Below are 19,879 nucleotides of genomic sequence, written 5' to 3' on the forward strand. Positions count from 1 at the left end.
TAAACACACCCAACGCGCTGATATATAAAAGATTGCTTACGAAACATCACTCTCACATTCAGTAACAATTTAAGATGCAAGGCCACGCTTTGGCAAGCGGCACTTTGACAGCATGAACACCTATTTTATGACGTCAAATTTCTTGTTTGCATTTGATGACTGTATGACGCTAACCCATGACGTATGTTCAGTTAAGCGCACTACTCGGCTACCACCTGGTTATTAGCAATTGCCGTTTGATGCTGGCTCCTCATAAAGGAGCATCAACATGCCCGCCCTCTCTACGCTCGCCCCCCATCAAGACCTGCTCAAGCAACAGCTTCCTGCCTGGGCCCATCGAATAGCGGCCTCTCAATGGCAGCGTTTGAAACAAAGCCATGCACCGGCCTATTCCACCCAGGACTGGTTCGCCAATGCCGCCCCTGCTCTTCGCGAGGCTGTACAGCGTAGCCAATCGCGCCTGTTACGCTCGCAAGCCACGCTCGCTCGCTCGCTGCGGGGGCTTGAACAAGTTGCCGAATTCGCTGAATCGCGACTCAAAGCTTGCCTCGCCGAGCGGGGCTGCACGGCACCCTTGCATGGCACTGAGCTGCTTCGGGTAGAAAGCACCTGGCATTGGATAGGGCTGCGCACGCTTTACAGTCATCGACGCGACAATCTGCTGCAAGCCGCACTGCAGAACTTCGCCGACGACGAGTCCTTCACCCCCCAAAGTGCCATCGCCCTGAGCGCCAATATTCATGTAACAGCCGCCGAGGTGCAGGGCATCGCGTTCACCGGCGCGCAAACGCCGGCATCGCACTTTGCGATGCCCACGGAGCACTACCTGGTGGATCCATTGCCACTGGCACCCGCTTCGTTCGCCGCGCTGTGTCGCACACTGGACTTAGGGGGGCAATACCAGACTCATCTGGATCAGCATTTCGCCAAGCCCCCGGTACGTGAGCAGGCAATAGCCGTGTACAAGGACCGGTTGCGCCTGGCGGCCGACCTGGCCTACCTGCGCCATGAACTGAGCGGTGCCACGCGTGACCACGTCGACCTTTTGTTGCAGGGCGATAATCTGCCGTGCTGGCAACTGGCGTTATTCGGTATCACGCTGCACGAGGTCATGCTGATCGAAGCAGGGCGCGCCGGGCTGCTGCTCTATCTGCCCGGCCACGAGGCGCTGCGGCTAGTTACCGATCTTGATGCAGTTCACGACGCATTGGCGGCCCTGTTGCTGGAGCCCGCCACCCGGCAGATGTTCATGGCTTACATTGAGCAGAGCCAGCATCAACACTTTCTCGACTTGCTGCACCAAAACCTTGATGCCTCGGGCACGTCTGCCGACGACCAGGCATGGTCGCGGGCCAGTCATGCAGACCTGCGCCCGACGCGGCTAGCCATCACCGAGGAGCCGTTCGGTTTCTATCAGGCGCTGCACGTAGACCGCCTCAAGCGCGAAGCACGCCAACTGGCGGTGCCGACGGCTGAAGCCGATGCCAAGGCGCGGGCGAGCCGTCTGCAAGCGTGGGAAGACCGTGGCCTGGATGCGCTCAACCTGGCCGGTTTCTTCATTCCTGCCGTGGGCACGCTGATGCTGGCGGTGACAGCGTGCCAACTGCTTGGCGAAGTGTACGAGGGTTATGAAGCCTGGCATCAGGGTGATCGCCATTTGGCACTGGGCCATCTGGAGGCGGCCGGGCTGAATCTGGCACTTGCCGCTGGCTTGGCGACTGCAGGCCACGTGGTACCGAAGCTGTTCAAAAGCCCGCTGCTGGAGCAGCTGCAGGAGGTGCGCAGCAGCGATGGCGGCTACAAGCTCTGGCAACCTGATCTCACACCTTACCGCAGCGACCAGCCGTTACCGGAGCACGTACAAGCCAACGCACAGGGCCAGTACCTGCTCGACGGCCGGTATTTCATTCGCATGGATGGCCATCTCTACGAGCAACGCCTGGACAATGAATCACAGCAATGGCGTATCGTCCACCCCCACGTGCAAGACGCTTGGCAACCCCCGCTGGAACACAACGAACAGGGCGCTTGGCGCGGCTGTCATGAACAGCCATCACAGTGGTCGTTCGCGGTACTGATACGTCGTTTGGGGCAAGACTACCCTGCGCTGACGGCAGACCAACTTACCCTGGCAGGCCGCATCAGTGGTAGCGATGCAGCCAGCTTGCGCCGCGTACACCTCGAGGGGCAGCCGGCACCTGTGTTGCTGCTCGACACCTTGCAGCGCATGGCCGCGCAAGCCGAGGCGCAAGCACTGGGTGGCGACGCGCCAGAGGCCTTGTTCGCGCGCCTGTATAACGGCGAGGGGCCCATCGAGCCCGCAACAGATCGGTTACTGCAGGCCTACCCCCGCCTGTCGGCCGCACTGGCCAGGCGCTTGCTGGCGCCACTGGACGCTGTAGAAGCACTGGCCTGGGAACACGACGCAACGTTACCTGCCTGGCTGCGCCAACAAATTGAACATACACACAGCGAACTGCCTCTTGTACGTGCTTTGGAAGGCGTGCTGGTGCCGGCTCGGGCCAGTGCCGAAAGCGAACGCCTGCTGTTCAGCGCCCTCGCTGACTGGCCTGACTGGCCGCGCGATGTACGCCTGGAGCTGCGTGCCGGTAGCCCCGAAGGCCTGCTGCTCGACAGTGTGGGCAGTGACCAGGCCAGGCGCATCTGCCGGGTCATCAGGTCTACAGAAGGCTATGAAGCTGACCTGGGGCAGCGCCCTGCCCCCGCCACGCGGGACCAGGACCTGTGCCGCGCAATCGAACAGGCGCTGCCGCAGGCCGATCGTGGCGCACTGGCGATCACCGAGGCAGATGGGGGTTCGATTCGCCAGCGCATCCAGAGCTGGACCAACGAAAACAGGGACGCCCTTGCGCAAAGACTGTGGGGGCATGGCGCCATGCGACGCGCGCTCCCCGGCCAGCTACGTGGGGGGCGCCCGCTTGACCCCGAACCACCGCACCCGCGCCAAACGAGTTCACTGGCCGGGGCCTACCGCCGCCTGTACCCCAATGCCACCGATTCAGAGATCGAGGATGCGCTTGAAAGCGGGCAAGAAGATGATGAGACTGAGGACAATGCCCTTCGCTCCCCCACACAAAGACTGCGCGACCTGCAGCAACGCCTGGATACCCTGCGCCGCGACCTGCACGAGTGGGCCCGCCCCGACCCGCAGCGCCCACACCAGCGGCAGCGAGCGATCCGCCCGATCGTCAACGCCTGGCGGCGCCTCTCGACGGTTTCGCTCGGGGGCGGGGGGCGCATCTACAGCCTCGACCTTTCCGGCCTGGAGCTTGAAGACCAGGATTTGGCCAGCCTGGTCTTGCCGGACGACTTCACCCATGTGGAGCACTTGTCGCTGAGCAATAACCCCTCGCTCAGCCAGTTACCCGCAGTGCTCCATGAGCGCCTTCCCGGGCTGAGACGTTTGTTGCTGTCCAAATGCCGCTTCAATTCACTACCCCGTTTGGCCAACCCTGGTCGATTGACATGGCTCGACCTGGACAACAACCGCATCACTTGGGACTACCGCGCACAAGCATCCTTGAATCAATGCTCCGGGCTCGTAGTCCTCGACCTTTCGGGCAACCCACTGCTGGAGGCCCCTGACTTGAATGGGCTTGATCACCTGAAAACCCTGTTCCTGAATGATTGCGGGCTGACCGAGTTACCCGCAGGCCTGGAGCGGATCGCCGAACCTATGGTCCTGGACATGTCGAGCAACCAGTTCCTGCAATTGCCCGACGGCTTCAGCCTCCCGCAACCGTCCGCCCAGGCCCTATGCCTGGAAAGTGAATGGCTCGGCGAAAGCGTGCTTGCACAAATTGATGCTTACAACACGGCCCATCAGGTCGATCTGCTGGTAAGTGAAAGTGACTATGACGAGTTCTTCGAGCAAACCGGGCCTGAGGAAGCCGCACTTTGGCAACGCTTTCCGCTGCAGTATCGTCGCGACCTCAGGCCACTGCTCGGCGACGATTTTTTTCGAAGCCAGCCCCAGCAAGCGCGAGCGGAATTCTGGCGCCGCCTGGCAGCCATCGACGCTGACCAGGTACTGCGCGAGGAATGGTTGACGCACCCGCCCTACAACCTGTTCAACCTGCCACTGTGAATTGATCGGCAAACGCGTCTGTCACCCAGGTGACAGGCGCTGCCTGCACGGGTTGCGCGCCATCCAGCCATGCAATTCGGCAGCGGGCATCGGCCGCCCCATCAGGTAACCTTGCCCCTGAGTGCTGTATCGGCGCAGCGCAGGCAATGTTGAGCCAGACTGGTGTTTTTCCTGCGGCCGGTGCATGCTCGAGCTGAACCGTTTCACCCGGCACGCAATCCGCTCAGATATGTGAGGTGCAGTACCCATGAACCGTCTGCTCGATTCACTCTTCCCCACCGCCGACAACATCCCCGACACCTGGCGCCTGGAAGCCCCCCTGGAACAACGCGACTACTTGGTGAACGGCCAGCTCATGCGCTGGGACGGCCCACTGGCCACGGTGCGCAGCCCGGTCTGGCTGAAGCAGGCCGACGGCGAGCAGCAGGTGGTGCTCGGCAGCGCCCCGCTGCTTGACGCCGACACCGCCCTTACCGCGCTGGATGCCGCCGTGCAGGCCTACGACAAAGGCCGCGGCGCCTGGCCAACGATGCGCGTGGCCGAACGCATACAGCACGTCGAGAGCTTCCTTGCACGCATGCGCGAACAGCGCCAGGCGGTGGTCAAACTGCTGATGTGGGAAATCGGCAAGAACCTCAAGGACTCGGAAAAAGAGTTCGACCGCACCTGCGACTACATCGTCGACACCATCAATGCACTCAAGGACCTCGACCGCCGCTCAAGCCGTTTCGAGCTCGAACAAGGCACCCTTGGCCAGATCCGTCGGGCGCCACTGGGCGTGGCACTGTGCATGGGGCCATACAACTATCCCCTCAATGAAACCTTCACCACGTTGATCCCCGCGCTGATCATGGGCAATACCGTGGTGTTCAAGCCGGCCAAGTTTGGCGTGCTGCTGATTCGCCCGTTGCTCGAAGCCTTCCGCGACAGCTTCCCGCCTGGGGTGATCAACGTCATCTATGGCCGGGGCCGCGAGACCGTCAGCGCGCTCATGGCCAGCGGCCTGGTCGACGTGTTCGCCTTCATCGGCACCCACAAGGCCGCCAGCGACCTGAAGAAACTGCACCCACGCCCACACCGCCTGCGCGCGGCGCTCGGCCTGGATGCCAAGAACCCCGGCATCGTGCTGCCCCAGGTCGACCTGGACAACGCCGTCGAAGAGGCCGTCACCGGCGCCCTGTCATTCAACGGCCAGCGCTGCACTGCGCTGAAGATACTGTTCGTCCACGAGGATGTGGTCGAGGTCTTCCTGGATAAATTCCAGCGCAAGCTGGCCGCGCTCAAGCCGGGCATGCCATGGGAGCCAGGCGTCGCGCTGACGCCTTTGCCGGAGCCGGGCAAGGTCGACTACCTCGACGGCCTGGTGGCCGATGCCACGGCCAAGGGCGCCCGCGTCATCAACGAAGGCGGCGGGCAGAGCCGCGGCTCGTTCTTCTACCCCGCCCTGCTCTACCCGGTGAACCCTGAAATGCGCGTGTACCACGAAGAGCAGTTCGGGCCGCTGGTGCCGGTGGTGCCCTACCGCGACCTGCAGACCGTCATCGACTACGTGCTCGATTCCGATTACGGGCAGCAGCTGAGCTTGTTCGGCAACGACCCGGCGACCATCGGTAGCCTGGTCGATACCTTTGCCAACCAGGTCGGCCGCATCAACATCAACGCCCAGTGCCAGCGCGGGCCAGACACCTACCCGTTCAACGGCCGCAAGAACAGCGCCGAAGGTACGCTATCGGTGCATGACGCTTTGCGCGTGTTCTCGATCCGCACGCTGGTGGCGACCAAGTTCCAGGAAGCCAACAAAGCGCTGATCAGTGAGATCATCCGCAATCGCCAATCGAGCTTCCTGACCACCGACTACATCTTCTAACCCGCCAGCGCTTAATGGAGAAATGGCATTTGCATTGGTCGCCAGGCTGTATAAACATACAGCTTCGCGATCAGTGTCGGCCTTGCCCTCGCAAGCGGCCAGCACTACCAATGCAAAAGGAGGCCATACCATGTCAGCCAAACCCATCCCCGAAGGCCAGCACAGCATCACCCCTTACCTAGGCATCAAGGACGCCGCCAAGGCCATCGACTTCTACAAGCAGGCCTTCGGCGCCATCGAAATGTTCCGCCTCGACGGCCCTGACGGCCGCGTCGGTCACGCCGAGCTGAAGATTGGCGACTCGTCACTGATGCTCGCCGACCCGTGCGACATGGAGGGCGGGCTTACCGCCAGCCAGCATGTCGATGGCGCGGCCATCGGCCTGCACCTGTACGTCGAAGACTGCGACCAGGTCTACGCCCAGGCCATTGCAGCGGGTGCCACTGCGCTGCGGCCGCTGCAGGATCAGTTCTACGGTGACCGCAGCGGCACCCTGAAAGACCCGTTCGGCAACCTGTGGTTCATCTCCACGCACAAAGAGGACCTCACCCCGGAAGAAATCCGCGCCCGCGCGGCCAAACTGTTCAGTGGCAACTAAGCCGCCGGCTGCGCGCCTCAAGTTGAAAGTGAAAGCGCTTTGCTTGAAGCTTGGGGCTCGTAGCTTGGAGCTGCCCGTCAATGCGTATCATCGATAAAACCGCCGCGCAGGTGCGCAGCCTCACACTTGCCGAAGAAGAACTGCTGGTCGGTTTCAGCACAGGGACGCTCGTCGGCCCACAGCTGCTGCAGGCCAACCAGCTGCTGATGAAGGTGCGTAACGCCAACCAGTGGCTGGCCTGCGACTGCCGCAAGGACGCCCTGCCGGTGCTCAACGTGACCCTCAATGGCAGCACCGGCACGCTGTTTTTGAAAAACAACCCCGGTACCGCCGAGCATGCACCGGGCTGCCCGTTCACCAAGGACGAGCGTGAAGCCGCAGAGCGCGAAGACGACCCTGCCCCACCCGCCGCGTGGTTGCCACCCGATACACCGTTGCGCCTGATCGGTGACTTTCGCCCGGCCCAGGACAACGGCGGCGGTGATGGCAACGACCGGCGCGAACAGCAACGGTTGCTGTCGCTGTTGCTGACCTGGGTCGAGATCAGCGGCCTGAACCTCTCCGCCACCCACCTGAAAAAAGACCTCACCGGGCAGTTTGCCGAATTGCGCAGCGTTGCCAGCCGCTACCCGCTGCTGGAGCGGGTGCCGGCCAGCAACTACCTGGAAACTCGCCTGGACATGAAGCACATGATGATGCTCAAGGCCCGGCTGCGCGAGGCCACGGTGTTCGGCAACCACCGCCGGCATGGCCTGATGCTCGACTGTGTCGACCAGATCAAAGGGCGCAAGCTGTTCAACAACCGCAGCGACGAGGGGTTCGATTTCCAGGGCCATCACCTCTATTGGGGCGGCAACCGCACGGCCGGCCCCCTGTTGGCATTGGCGCTGTACTCGCCCACCAGCGCCGGTAGCCATTTCTACGAACTGATCCATGTGGCCAGCGTACCGGTGCTGTCGCGTGCCCACCTGTTCCCGGTGTACCGCGATGAAGAGCGCGAGCCGCTCAAGGCGCTGGTGTCGCTGATCGACTGGATGGCCAGCAAGGGTGTGAAGGTGCAGATGCGCCGACCGGTGATCGGCGGCCAGGTGATGGATGAACTGGTCCTGACGTCGGATCAGGACCGGGTGTTGTCCGTGTCGCTGCTGGAGCAACCGATCGGCCCCGAGCCGGATGCCGAGAACTTCAAGCGCTACGCCGACTTCAAGAGCCTGGAGACCTTCCGCAAGTTTGTGGCGGGTTTCTTCATGCGGGAGCGCTGAAACCCTCAGGTGTTGGATGTGCGTCCAACACCTGAGGTTGTACTCAGATCAACCAAGAAACAGCTGGTAAGCCGGGTTCTCGGTCTCGTCCCAATAGCGATACCCCATCTCGTCCAGTGCCTGGGGCAACCTCGCCTGCTCATCGGCCGGCACTTCAAGTGCAGCAAATACCCGCGCTTCTGCGGCGCCATGGTTGCGGTAATGGAACAGGCTGATGTTCCAACGTTTGCCCAACCGCTCCAGGAAGCCCAGCAGCGCACCTGGCCGCTCCGGGAACTCGAAGCGCAGCACACGCTCATCCGCCCCAGGCGCGGCATGCCCGCCCACGGTGTGGCGCACATGCAGCTTGGCCAGTTCGTTGTCGGTCAGGTCGAGTACGCTGTAACCCTGCTCGGCGAGGCTGGCCAGCAGCTTCTCACGTGGGTCGTGCAGCGGGTGGGTCTGCACCCCGACAAACAGACGCGCTTCCTTGCCCGGGTAGTAGCGGTAGTTGAACTCGGTGATCTGGCGTTTGCCCAGTGCCTGGCAGAAGGCGCGGAAGCTGCCCGGTTGCTCAGGGATGGTCACGGCGATGATCGCCTCGCGCTGCTCGCCCAGTTCTGCCCGCTCGGCCACATGCCGCAGGCGGTCGAAATTGACGTTGGCGCCGGAGTCGATGGCGACCAGGGTCTGCCCCTGCACCCCCTCGCGGGCCACATACTTCTTGATACCGGCCACAGCCAGGGCACCGGAAGGCTCGGTGATCGAGCGGGTGTCGTCGTAGATGTCCTTGATCGCCGCGCACAGCTCATCGCTGTTGACGGTCACCACCTCATCGACGAAGTGCCGGCACAGCTCGAAGCAATGGGCACCGATCTGCGCCACCGCCACACCATCGGCAAACGTGCCGACCTGGGGCAGGATCACCCGTTCGCCTGCGGCCAGCGCAGCCTGCAGGCAGTTGGAGTCTTCCGGCTCGACGCCGATCACCTTGACCTCGGGCCGCAGGTATTTCACGTAGGCGGCAATGCCCGCCACCAACCCGCCACCGCCCACCGGGACGAAGATCGCATGCAGATCACCCGGGTGCTGGCGCAGGATCTCCATGGCCACCGTACCTTGCCCGGCGATCACATCCGGGTCATCGAAGGGTGGCACAAAGGTAGCGCCCTCTTGCTCGGCCAGCTGCAGGGCATGGGCCAGTGCGTGGGGGAAGCTCTCACCGTACTGCACCACGTGGCCACCCCGCGAACGCACCCCTTCGACCTTCAGCGAAGGTGTGGTGGTTGGCATGACGATGGTGGCTTTCAGGCCCAGGTGCGAAGCTGCCAGGGCGACGCCCTGGGCGTGGTTGCCCGCCGACGCGGTGATCACCCCGCGTTCACGCTGGGCCGCTGTCAGACGCGACAGCCGCGTGTAGGCACCGCGGATCTTGAACGAGAACGTGGGTTGCAGGTCTTCACGCTTGAGCAACACCTGGTTGCCAAGGCTGGCAGACAGCGCTGGCGCTGGCTGCAGCGGTGTTTCGATGGCCAGGTCGTAGACGGGCGCTGAGAGAATGCGCCGCACCTGCTCCGAGAGTAGCTGCTGGGGCGTGAGCGGGGTACGCAGGTTGGCGCTGAAGCTGGTCATCGATGACTCCTTGGCTGTTTTCACGGTGCCCAGGAGTCAGAGAGTAAAAACCCGCCTCCAGGGCGGGTTAGGTGCACGTACGCGCTAGCCCGCCAAACTGATAATGGCGGTAATAATAATGGCGTTCACGTGCGGGAATGTGTTCATGGGGTAAGAACTTATCCCGCCGCATGGCAGCAAGTCAACACTTTGCCTGCTGCGCCGAAAGCGGCACATCGAAGACCTTGTCGAAGCCCCACTGGAACACGAAGGCATAGACGAAGAAGAACACGAACAGTGCCAGGTTGGTCAGAAACGCCGCCCACAGGCTCACATCCAGCCACCACGCCACCAGCGGCAGCAGAATCACCACCAGCCCGCCTTCAAAACCCAAGGCATGCAAGACCCGGCGCATGAAGGTGCGCTTACGCTGCTGCTGGCGGGCCTCCCAGCGCTCGAACGCCCAGTTGAAGGCCATGTTCCAGCTCATGGCAATGCCCGACATGAGCACCGACAGCGCGGCCGATTGGGCCATACCGGCAGCAAACGCCAGTTCCAGCGCTGGTGCCACGCAGGCCACGGCGATGGCTTCGTAGAGGATGGCCTGGACGATTTTGCGTGCCTTGCCTTGCATGTTCAGCTCCCTGAAAAACGACCTACCAAGCTACAAGATGTGGCCCACAAGAAAAAGGCTGAAATTCATATCTGACTAACCATTCAATAAAAGGCTCGACCGCACTGTGCGCCGCTGTGGCCTGCCCAGCACGTATTGGACAACCCTGTATTGGGCTGCTTGTATAAATGCCGTGCACGCGGCGACACGTCATGCACCTTCGTCCAGGGAGCCGTACGAGGACAACGCATGAGCCTGGCATTCATCGATTTTCTTACCTATGTGCTGTTCGGCCTGAAGATCCTGGCGATCATACTCGCCTCGCTGATGTTCCTGCTCGGGCTGGATGACCTGTTCATCGACCTGTGCTACTGGGGTCGCAAGCTGATCCGCCGCTTCCGCATTTACGACAAGTACGAAAAGGCCGACGAAAAACGCCTGTACGAAGTGCCTGAGAAGCCCCTGGCGATCATGGTCCCGGCCTGGAACGAGGTGGGTGTGGTCGGTGAAATGGCGCGCCTGGCGGCGTCGACCATCGACTATGAAAACTACCAGATCTTCGTTGGCACCTACCCCAACGACCCACAGACCCAGGCGGATGTCGACGCGGTATGCCTGCACTACCCCAACGTGCACAAGGTGGTCTGCGCCCGCCCCGGGCCCACCAGCAAAGCCGACTGCCTGAACAACATCATCGACGCGCTGCTGCGCTTCCAGAATGAAGCGCGCATCGAGTTCGCCGGCTTCATCCTGCACGATGCCGAAGATGTGATCTCGCCCATGGAACTGCGCCTGTTCAACTACCTGCTGCCGAACAAGGACATGATCCAGATCCCGGTCTACCCCTACGCACCGGACTGGAAGGGTTTCACCGCAGGCCACTACGTCGACGAGTTCGCCGAGAACCACGGCAAGGATGTCATCGTGCGCGAAGCCTTGACCGGCCAGGTGCCCAGCGCCGGGGTCGGCACCTGCTTCAGCCGCCGGGCCATCGCCGCGCTGCTCGAAGACGGCGATGGTATCGCCTTCGACGTGCAGAGCCTCACTGAAGACTACGACATCGGTTTTCGCCTGAAGCAAAAAGGCATGAAGTGCATCTTCGCCCGCTACTCGATCAGTGACCCGGCGCTGACCCTCAAGCAAGCGTGGCGCCCCGGCATGAGCCGCGAGTTTTCCCAGGTGATCTGCGTGCGTGAGCATTTCCCCCGCGACTGGCAGCATGCCATCCGGCAGAAGTCGCGGTGGATCGTCGGTATTGTGTTCCAGGGCACCAGCAACCTGGGCTGGAGCCGCACGGGCGCGCTCAACTACTTTCTCTGGCGCGACCGCCGCGGACTGTTCGCCTACTTGCTGAGCTTCCTGGTCAACCTGTTGCTGCTGGTGCTGTTGGCCATGTGGCTGGTGACGGTGATCGCGCCGGAGTCCTGGCGTTTCATGTCGATACTGAGTGACAGCTGGCTGTTGTCGACACTGCTCTGGCTCAACGGCCTGATGCTGTTCAATCGCCTGTTCCAGCGCGGCTGGTTCGTCACCCGTTTCTACGGAATCGGCGAGGGCCTGTTGTCGGCGCCCAGGATGATGTGGAGCAACTTCGTCAATTTCTTCGCCAACCTTCGTGCCCTGCGCCAGGTCATGGAGATGGGCGACTCACGCCGCGTTGCCTGGGACAAGACCACCCACGAGTTCCCGGCCATTACCACACCTGCACGTACACCGCTGGGCCAGCGCCTGGTCGCCAAGGGGCTGATCAGCGACGAGCAACTGCAACAGGCAATCACCAGCCCGGTGCGCCGGCGCCTGGGCCGTGAACTGCTGCTGCGCGGCTGGCTGACCAGCGAACAACTGGTGGCCACGCTGGCCGAACAGCTGGACCTGCCCTGGGCACCACTGAACCCGTTCAAGCTCGACCCGCAACTGATCGCAAAACTGCCGCGCAAGCTGGCCACCCATTACGGCGTACTGCCAGTGGCGGAGGACGGTGACACGTTGATCCTGGCCAGCGAAAGCCCGGTCAGCCAAGTGTCGCTGGGGGTGATCAGCCGGCAGTTGAAACGCCCGGTCAGTTGCCGCCTGGCACCCCAAGGGCGGGTCACCCTCGGCTTGCGCTACCACTACCCGAGCCCCTGGCAGAAGCCCGAAACCCGCGACATGCTCGCCGTCCTCGAACGCCACCAGGACAACGCACAGTTGCTGGAGCAAGTCAGCCATCACCAGGTGATGCTCGGCGCCCTGCTGCAGGTGCGTGGCAGGGTCCCGGTTACCCTGTTCAACCAGGCCCTGATCGATTTCGACCCCGAGCAACAGACCCTCGGTGAGCACCTGATTGCCCGCGGCATCATCACTGAGCACGTCCTGCAGCAGGCCCTCGCCGAACAAGCCAGCGAACAGCAGGCCGCCTACGACCTGACCCGGGAGGTGGCATGAAGCCGCGTTTTACCCTCACCCTCACCGGCCTGTTGCTGTGTGCCACCACCCTGCCCGGCGCAGCCGCCCCCATGAGCGACTTCCAGCGCTTCACCAGCTACCCGTTCATGGAGCGCAGTTACCGCGAGGCCAAGCGCGACAACTGGGCCGAGGTCGAGCGCCTGACCCGCCATGTGCTGGGGCGGGTGCCGAACAACGACGAAGCCCGCGCACTGCTGGTCGAGGCCTTGGCCCACCAGCGACGCTACAAAGAGGCCGAAGCACTGGCCGATCAGCTTGCCGACCGCCCGGAGTATGCCAATGCTGTCCTGGCGCTGCGCCTGACCTGGATCGAACAGGACCCGCCCCCCGCCAGCCAGGTGGAGAGCTGGCTCGCCGCCAGCGATGGCAACCAGCGAGTACGCCTGTGGCAGGCCTACAGCCTGAGCCTGGCCAAGTTCGGTGGCGCAGCCAAGGCCCTGGACTGGCTCAACCACTTGCCGCCGCGCGAGGACGGCCAGGTCCTGCGCCTGGCCAGGGCTAACTTCGCCGAACAGTTGCGCAACTGGAAAGAAACCATCGAACAACTGCAACCGTTGGCCGAAACGGGCCTGTTGCCCGCCCAGGACTGGCAGCGCCTGGCCAACGCCTATATCCAGCAGGTCGACGAACAAGGCCTGAAAAAACTGTTGCTCAGCGCGCCGACGGTGGCCGTGGCCAACCAAGCTCGCCTGGCCATGGCCAACCGCGCCATCGCCGTCGGCCACAACCAGCAGGCCCAGCGCTGGTTGCAGTCACTGCCGACCGAGCAGTTGCAACAACCCGAGCAGCGCCAGCAGCTGTGGGCGCTGGCCCGCGAAGGTGATGACGCGCACCTGCTGCGCCGCCTGAGCAACGAACTGCAGCGCCCGTGCCTGGAGACGGTCGACTGGCTGTCGCGGCACGACCCCGACCTGGCCCGCGAACAGCTCAAGGGCTGCACGGCCAGCACCGACCCGCGAGCCTATGCCGTGCTCCAGCAGCGTCTGTACGGCGACCCGCCACAGCCGCCGCAACCCCGTACCGCGGCCGAGTGGGAACGCCGCTACCGGCAAAGCGGCGAGCTGGCCGCGCTTGAGCAAGCCACGTTCCTGCTATTGCAGCAAGGCCAGAGCGGGCGCGCCCGGCAGTTGCTGGAGCAAGCCTTCGACCGCCGTCAGGGCCGCCTCAGCCCTTCCCTGCTGCAACGCCTGGGCAACCTCTACGCACGCAACGACGGGCCACTGGACAGCCGCCGCATGCGCGACCTGATCCCCAGGGTCGACGCCAACACCCGCGCCCAGCTGCTCGGCCGCCTAGCCGAAGCCGGCCAGTGCGACGCGGTGCGCCTAGCGATCCCTGGCGAGCCACGCGAGGCCGGCCAATACCGTGCCCTTGGCCGCTGCGCCATGCCCGACCAGCCCGGCGAGGCCGTGGTCTATTACCAGGCTGCCGAACAGTTGGGCGACAGGGGCAATCGCTTGCCCCTGGCCTATGCGCTGGAGGCTGCTGGCGACTCCGAAGCCGCGCTACCGATCTGGCGCAGCCTGCCGGACCCTGCCTGGACCGACAACGCACGCCTGACGGCCGCCCGTGGCGCGTTGAATGCAGGCGATGCGAAAGCCGCACGTGCCTACTGGGACGCCGCCGCACACACCCGCGCCGATGACTGGGCGCTGGGCGCCGCCATCGCCCAGCGCCAAGGCGATACTCAGGCAGCCCTGGGTTTTCAGCGCCAGGCCGTGGCCCATTCGCCACGCGCCGATCACTACTACGCAGCCTCCAGTACCGCGCAACTGGCCGGTGACAGCGCCCAGAGCACAGCGTGGCTTGCCGAAGCCGTACGCCTGGCCCCGGACCAACCTCGTTACCGCGCCGATTACGGCATGCGCCTGGCCGGCTCGCAGGACTACGCCCAGCGCCGCCAATCGATACCCTACCTGGAGCGTGCCGCGCGCGACTTCCCGGAGGACTTTCGCCTGGGCGAAACCCTGGCCTTGCGCTACGACGAAGTGGAAAACAGCGCCGCCGCGCGCCGTGAGCTGCGCCGGGTCATCGACGTGGAGCAGCAACTGGTCGACGGCGACGACGAGTACGGCAGCCTGGAAGCCCGCAAGTACCGCCAGCGCCGCGCCCACGAGAGCCTGTCGCGGCGCGACACCATCACCCTGGCCAGCACCTGGTCGCCAGCCGGTACCTCGACCAACGACAAGTTCCTCGACAACGGCCTGCGCAGCGGCAGCTCACGGCGCGCACAGTCGCAGAACGTTCAGCTGGCGATGTGGGACCACGCCCTGGGCGAGGAACCTAGCCGCAACGGCAGTACCCTCTCGGTCTACGGTCGCGTACTGTTCGGCGGCCAGAGCCGCACCGACTATGCGCAAAGCATGGGCACAGGTGTTGGCCTGCGCTACAAGCCCTTGGGCCAGGCCAACCTCAACCTGTACGCTGAGCTTTACCACCAACGGCAGATCGACACCGAGCATTACAGCGGCCTGAGCCTTGGCGAGTTGCTCAGCCCGGCCAAGGTAGGCGGCAACTGGGGCGACCTGCGCCACCACGCCGAGTCGAGCAACGACCTGTTGTTGCGCGCCACGGCTTCGTTCCTCGACCAGGGTGGCTGGCGCAATGACTGGCGCATCGACCAAGACCACTGGAACGAGCGTTTCCTGTACCTGGACGCCGCCTGGTGGACCCGCGCCGGCGATCACGCCTGGTTATCGCGCTACCAGCAGGGCCATACCTGGAAGCTGCCGGGTAATTCGCCGCAAACCCTCATGCCCTATGGCTTTGTCGAATTATCCAGCCAGGACCCGAGCAACGACTGGCGCCAGGATGCCCGTGCCGGGGTTGGCCTGCGCTGGCAGTGGTGGTTCGATGACGACCGCTACAACGCTTATCGCGGCTCGCTGAAAGTGCGTGCCGAGTACCAGCAATCGCTGGGCGGCAACCTCTACGAGCGCGCCAATGGCGTGCTGCTTGGTGCGGAGATGACCTTCTGATGCGCACGCTCCTGGCGATCTGCCTGCTAACCCTGTGCCTGCCGGCTGCGGCAGACCAACGCCTGTTCTACCAGCCACTCAACCGCGATGCGAGCGTTACCCCGGCCCAGTGGCAACAACTGTGGCGTGCCACTGCGGCGCAGGGTGGCAAGACCCTGATCGTGCAGTGGAGTGCCTACGGCGACAGCGATTTTGGCGGGGCAAAGGGTTGGCTGGCCAACAGCCTGCGCGAAGCTCGCGCCCAGGGGCTTGAGCTGGTACTTGGGCTGTACATGGACCCGTCCTATTACCAGCGCCTGGAGCAACTGGATGGCGAGGGCCTGAGCAGTTACTGGAAAGCCCAACTGGGGCGTTCGCTGGGCCAGTACACGCAATTGCGGGATGGCTGGCAGCTGGCAGTGGACGGCTGGTACTTGCCCATGGAGTTGGACGACCTGCACTTTCGCGAGTCGAGCAGGCGCGACGCGCTGTACAGCCAATTGCAGGCATTCAACCGGCAACTGGACAAGCCCTTGCATATCAGTGCTTTCAGCGTGGGCAAGCTGGCACCGCGGGTCAACGGCGCATGGCTGGGTCAACTGGCAAGCTTGGGCTTGACTGTCTGGTGGCAGGACGGGGCCGGTACTGGAAGGCTGCCAGCGCTGGTACGTGACGGTTATGAACAGGCCCTGCCGTGCCGGGTGGGCGTGGTGCGTGAAGCGTTTCGCCAGGTGAGTGCACCGGGGCAGGTGTTCAAGGCGCAGCCTGCAGAGCCGAAACTGGGCACGGGTTGCCATGCCGAAGCCGTGTTCGACTTGCGCTACCGGCCTTGGGCCAGGGGAGTCTTGCCGCAGAATTGAATCTGTCTGTGCAGAACGTGCATGCCTCAACGGAGCTGGGCTGGCCCCAGTGGACCCTGCAGATACCTTGACCAGGGTGCTGGTCAAGGCGGATCAGGCGTTATATGAGGCCAGGCACAACGGTAAAGATCGCTTCGTGCTGTGGACTGCCCAGCAGAGCGAACCTACCCACCCGCAGGCAGGCGAATCCTGAACTGCGCCCCGCCCAGCGCAGACTGCGCCACCGTCAACGTGCCGCCCTGCCCTTCGATGGCCCGCCGGCTGATCGCCAGCCCCAGGCCGAAACCACCAGTATTGCGGTCACGGCTACGGTCCAGGCGATAGAACGGCTGGAAGATCCGCTCACGTTCTTCAACCGGAATGCCGATCCCGTCGTCCTCAACCGTCAGCAGGCAAGCGCCGTCCTCTTCAAGCCGCAACCTCAACAACAGGTTTTCGTCACAATAACGCATCGCATTGCGCACCAGGTTCTGCACCGCCCGGGCTGTCAGCCGTGGGTCGAGCACGAACCGCGGCAGCTCACGCTCGGCACGCACTTCCCACTGGATGCCGCGGCTGTCGAGCTCTTCGGCAAAGCCGCCAAGCACACTGTCGACCAGCTCCAGCAACGACACCTCGACCCGCTCACGGGCCTGGTCGGCGTTGTACAGGCGGCTGTAGGACAGTAGCTCGAGCACCAATTCGTCCAGCTCACGCACGTGCCCAACCAGCTCCAGCAGGCGCTTGCGGCTGGTGGGCGGCACCTCGTCGAACAGCAGCACAAGGCCGAAGTCCAGGCGAGTCAGCGGTGTGCGCAGCTCATGGGATACCGCATTGAGCAGCTCGCGCTGCTGGTTGACGTGGCGCTCCAGGTCGCTGGCCATGGTGTCGAACACCCCGGCCAGTTCGCCGATGTTCGAGTGCGACGAGATGTGCGTGCGTTCCGCCATCTGCCCCTGGCCCAGGCGCCGGGCGGTTTCTTTGAGCCGCTCCAGGTCGCGCCAGTGCGGCCATACCCACAGCAGCAGGCAACCGAGCATGGCCGCGCCGATCAACACCGTGACGCCCCACGACAGCACGTTGATGTCCAGTGGGTCCGGGGGCGCATGCAGGCGCACCAGCCAGTCCTTGTCGAGCGGTGCCAGCACCGTCTCGTAATAGCCCCAGTCGGCGATGCGCACGGCGTACGAGCCGTGCTCCAGGCGCGCCTGTTCATCTTCGCTCAGCTCGGCCTGGTCCCTGCGCAGCAGCTTGATTTCGAGCGGTGCGAAGGCGTCTGCCAGGTCTTGCTCCACCGCAGGCCAGCGCTCGCGCGGGGCTTGCTGGAACTGGCGCACGATCAGCGACTGCACGCCTTTGGCCTGGTCCAGGTTGTAGGCCATGAAGCGATCATGGAACAGCCCGACGATGGTGTCGGGAATGAACAGCAGCGCACCGGCGTAGGCGACGATGATCACCAGGTAGAGGCGCACCAGGATCTTCAGCATACTCGGTCAGCACTCCCACTCGACGCGGCTGAACAGGTAACCTTTGCCCCACACGGTCTTGATCTTGCGGGCCTCGCCAGCGCTGTCGTCGAACTTGCGGCGCAGCTTGGAAATGGCGACATCCACCGAGCGGTCGGTGCCGTTGAACTCGATGCCGCGCAATTGCTGGAGGATGCGGTCGCGGCTGAGCACTTCACCGGCATTGCGCGCCAGCACCACCAACAGGTTGTATTCGCCGCTGGAAAGCTCCACTTCTTCACCGCGCCAGCTGACCAGGCGCTCGGCCAGGTCGATGCGCAAGCAGCCGACCAGGATCTGCTCGCTGTCCAGGCGCGGCTCGTGAACGCCGCTGCGGCGCAGCAAGGTCCGTACACGCGCCAGCAGCACACGGGGCTCGCACGGTTTGGTCACGTAGTCGTCGGCGCCCATCTCCAGGCCCAGCACCTGGTCGTGGCTGTCGTCGCGGGCCGTCAGCATCAGGATCGGCAGGCTCTGCGATTCCTGGCGCAGCAGGCGGCACACCTGCAGGCCATCGATACCTGGCAGCATCAGATCGAGGATGACCAAGTCGGGTTTGTCCTGGCGCAAGGCCTCCAGCACATGATCGCCGCGGGCGATCACCCGGACATGAAAGTCGTTGCGTTGCAGGTAGCTGGCGATCAGTTCGGACAGGGCGCTGTCGTCCTCGACCAGGAGAATATTCGGCATAGGCGTTTGGGTAGAATTCAGTGAAGACGTCGCCGGCCTCTTCGCGGGCTTGCCGGCGAAGGGTCCAGCACACAGGGTTACAGGCAGAATATAGAATCCCCTATAGCGACAGGATTTTTCTTCACACTTTTTCACACACGCCCTACAGGTATTAACAGGCACCGGAACGCCGTCTGCCTTAGCATACGCACGGTCATCATCGGAAGATCCGTATGCTTATTACCCGTATTCCTCGCCTGCGCCCCGTGGCGCTACTGGCGTTTCTGAGCATCTCCCTGGCCGGCTGTGGCGACAGCAACGAGCAGGAAGAAAAACCCCCCGCCACCCACGTCCGCGTGGAAACCCTGCAATTGCAGCCACTGGCCATCAGCAGCGAACTCAGCGGCCGGATCCTCGCCCCGCGCACTGCCGAAGTGCGCGCACGGGTGGCCGGCGTGGTGCTCAAGCGGGTGTACCGTGAAGGCAGCGACGTCAAGCAAGGCGACGTACTGTTTCTGATCGACCCGGCGCCGTTCAAGGCCGACCACGACAGCGCCCGCGCCACCCTGGCCAAGGCCCAGGCCAACCTGTATCAAGCGCGCCTGCAAGAGCAACGCTACGGCGAGCTGGTCGACGAAAAGGCCGTGAGCCGCCAGGAATACGACAATGCCCGGGCCAGCTTCCTGCAGGCCGACGCCGAAGTGTCCGAAGCCAAGGCCGCCCTGGAACGCGCCCGCCTGAACCTGGGTTATGCCACGGTCACCGCGCCGATCTCCGGGCGCATCGGCCGTGCGCTGGTGACCGAAGGCGCACTGGTTGGGCAAAACGAGAGCACGCCGCTGGCCACCATCCAGCAACTGGACCCGATTCACGCCGACGTCACCCAGTCGACCCGCGAGCTCAACGCCCTGCGCCGTGCCCTGCGTGCCGGCGAGCTGCAGCAGGTCGGCGACGGCCAGGCCCGCGCCACACTGATCCAGGACGATGGCAGCGCCTACCCGTTGCCCGGCAAGTTGCTGTTCTCCGACATCAGCGTCGACCCGAGCACCAACCAGATCACCCTGCGCAGCGAGTTCCCCAACCCGGACCTCGACCTGCTGCCAGGCAGCTACGTGCGCGTGCGCCTGGAGCAGGCGGTGCAGCCCAAAGGCCTCAGCGTGCCGCAGCGCGCCATCCTGCGCGACAGCGCCGGCGTGCCGAAAGTGTTGGTGGTCGACCCGCAGGCCCGCATCAGCGACCGTCAGGTGGTGCTGGGCAATGCCCAGGGCGACCGCTGGGTCGTCAGCGAAGGCTTGGCGCCCGGTGAACAAGTGGTTATCGAAGGCCTGCAGCACGTCAAGGCCGGCGACCAGGTGCAGGTCGAAGCGAGCCAGGGCACAACGCCCGGCGCGCCGCCCATCGCACAGCACAACAGCCAGTGAGGGGC

General features: G+C 63.8%; 12 protein-coding genes. 8 read left to right on the top strand and 4 right to left on the bottom strand.

All coding sequences use genetic code 11. The features are described from left to right. Positions 1 to 268 precede the first annotated feature (268 nt). From HU766_RS17015 to HU766_RS17030, 4 genes are all read left to right on the top strand, one after another. Complete coding sequence (locus HU766_RS17015) at positions 269 to 4,108, top strand: leucine-rich repeat domain-containing protein (protein WP_186659068.1); 3,840 nt, start codon at positions 269 to 271, stop codon at positions 4,106 to 4,108. 247 nt (positions 4,109 to 4,355) lie between these two features. Beyond that, positions 4,356 to 5,975, top strand: a complete 1,620-nt coding sequence (locus HU766_RS17020) for an NADP-dependent glyceraldehyde-3-phosphate dehydrogenase (protein WP_186659071.1) — start codon at positions 4,356 to 4,358, stop codon at positions 5,973 to 5,975. A 130-nt stretch (positions 5,976 to 6,105) separates the two neighbouring features. Continuing rightward, positions 6,106 to 6,573 (top strand): VOC family protein, encoded by a 468-nt coding sequence (locus HU766_RS17025; protein WP_033697631.1) that lies wholly within the window; start codon positions 6,106 to 6,108, stop codon positions 6,571 to 6,573. Between the two features lie 80 nt (positions 6,574 to 6,653). After that, positions 6,654 to 7,835, top strand: a complete 1,182-nt coding sequence (locus tag HU766_RS17030; RefSeq protein WP_186659074.1) for a hypothetical protein — start codon at positions 6,654 to 6,656, stop codon at positions 7,833 to 7,835. 48 nt (positions 7,836 to 7,883) lie between these two features. Here HU766_RS17030 and ilvA read toward each other — a convergent pair whose 3' ends face one another. Beyond that, the gene (ilvA, locus tag HU766_RS17035; protein WP_238338624.1) at positions 7,884 to 9,446 is read right to left on the bottom strand and encodes a threonine ammonia-lyase, biosynthetic; all 1,563 of its coding nucleotides are present in this window, start codon (positions 9,444 to 9,446) and stop codon (positions 7,884 to 7,886) included. 181 nt (positions 9,447 to 9,627) lie between these two features. After that, a complete protein-coding gene (locus tag HU766_RS17040; protein ID WP_033697625.1) occupies positions 9,628 to 10,059 on the bottom strand; it encodes a PACE efflux transporter in 432 nt (143 codons plus the stop codon). 228 nt (positions 10,060 to 10,287) lie between these two features. Between HU766_RS17040 and nrfB the strand changes: the two genes are divergently transcribed. From nrfB to HU766_RS17055, 3 genes are read left to right on the top strand one after another with little or no spacing between them, the layout of a single operon-like run. After that, a complete protein-coding gene (gene nrfB, locus HU766_RS17045) occupies positions 10,288 to 12,462 on the top strand; it encodes a cyclic di-3',5'-guanylate-activated glycosyltransferase NrfB (RefSeq protein WP_186659077.1) in 2,175 nt (724 codons plus the stop codon). Beyond that, the gene (locus HU766_RS17050; RefSeq protein ID WP_186659081.1) at positions 12,459 to 15,461 is read left to right on the top strand and encodes a phage receptor; all 3,003 of its coding nucleotides are present in this window, start codon (positions 12,459 to 12,461) and stop codon (positions 15,459 to 15,461) included. Before nrfB ends, HU766_RS17050 begins: the two co-directional genes overlap by 4 nt. Beyond that, a complete protein-coding gene (locus tag HU766_RS17055) occupies positions 15,461 to 16,300 on the top strand; it encodes a DUF4434 family protein (RefSeq protein ID WP_186659084.1) in 840 nt (279 codons plus the stop codon). Before HU766_RS17050 ends, HU766_RS17055 begins: the two co-directional genes overlap by 1 nt. Positions 16,301 to 16,464: 164 nt before the next feature. Here the strand turns inward: HU766_RS17055 and HU766_RS17060 are convergent, their stop codons facing one another. Beyond that, complete coding sequence (locus HU766_RS17060; protein WP_186659089.1) at positions 16,465 to 17,766, bottom strand: ATP-binding protein; 1,302 nt, start codon at positions 17,764 to 17,766, stop codon at positions 16,465 to 16,467. Between the two features lie 6 nt (positions 17,767 to 17,772). Next, positions 17,773 to 18,474, bottom strand: a complete 702-nt coding sequence (locus tag HU766_RS17065) for a response regulator transcription factor (RefSeq protein WP_033697621.1) — start codon at positions 18,472 to 18,474, stop codon at positions 17,773 to 17,775. A 212-nt stretch (positions 18,475 to 18,686) separates the two neighbouring features. Between HU766_RS17065 and HU766_RS17070 the strand changes: the two genes are divergently transcribed. Beyond that, positions 18,687 to 19,874, top strand: a complete 1,188-nt coding sequence (locus HU766_RS17070; RefSeq protein WP_186659092.1) for an efflux RND transporter periplasmic adaptor subunit — start codon at positions 18,687 to 18,689, stop codon at positions 19,872 to 19,874. Positions 19,875 to 19,879 lie beyond the last annotated feature (5 nt).

The sequence above is a fragment of the Pseudomonas sp. SWRI77 genome (assembly GCF_014269105.1).
In the GTDB taxonomy this organism is placed as follows: Bacteria; Pseudomonadota; Gammaproteobacteria; order Pseudomonadales; family Pseudomonadaceae; genus Aquipseudomonas; species Aquipseudomonas capeferrum.

Excerpts from the sequence above, each read along its gene's own strand:
- HU766_RS17015 (WP_186659068.1), top strand. The coding sequence starts at position 269 with ATGCCCGCCCTCTCTACGCTCGCCCCCCATCAAGACCTGCTCAAGCAA.
- HU766_RS17020 (WP_186659071.1), top strand. The coding sequence starts at position 4,356 with ATGAACCGTCTGCTCGATTCACTCTTCCCCACCGCCGACAACATCCCC.
- HU766_RS17025 (WP_033697631.1), top strand. The coding sequence starts at position 6,106 with ATGTCAGCCAAACCCATCCCCGAAGGCCAGCACAGCATCACCCCTTAC.
- HU766_RS17030 (WP_186659074.1), top strand. The coding sequence starts at position 6,654 with ATGCGTATCATCGATAAAACCGCCGCGCAGGTGCGCAGCCTCACACTT.
- ilvA (WP_238338624.1), bottom strand. The coding sequence starts at position 9,446 with ATGACCAGCTTCAGCGCCAACCTGCGTACCCCGCTCACGCCCCAGCAG.
- HU766_RS17040 (WP_033697625.1), bottom strand. The coding sequence starts at position 10,059 with ATGCAAGGCAAGGCACGCAAAATCGTCCAGGCCATCCTCTACGAAGCC.
- nrfB (WP_186659077.1), top strand. The coding sequence starts at position 10,288 with ATGAGCCTGGCATTCATCGATTTTCTTACCTATGTGCTGTTCGGCCTG.
- HU766_RS17050 (WP_186659081.1), top strand. The coding sequence starts at position 12,459 with ATGAAGCCGCGTTTTACCCTCACCCTCACCGGCCTGTTGCTGTGTGCC.
- HU766_RS17055 (WP_186659084.1), top strand. The coding sequence starts at position 15,461 with ATGCGCACGCTCCTGGCGATCTGCCTGCTAACCCTGTGCCTGCCGGCT.
- HU766_RS17060 (WP_186659089.1), bottom strand. The coding sequence starts at position 17,766 with ATGCTGAAGATCCTGGTGCGCCTCTACCTGGTGATCATCGTCGCCTAC.
- HU766_RS17065 (WP_033697621.1), bottom strand. The coding sequence starts at position 18,474 with ATGCCGAATATTCTCCTGGTCGAGGACGACAGCGCCCTGTCCGAACTG.
- HU766_RS17070 (WP_186659092.1), top strand. The coding sequence starts at position 18,687 with ATGCTTATTACCCGTATTCCTCGCCTGCGCCCCGTGGCGCTACTGGCG.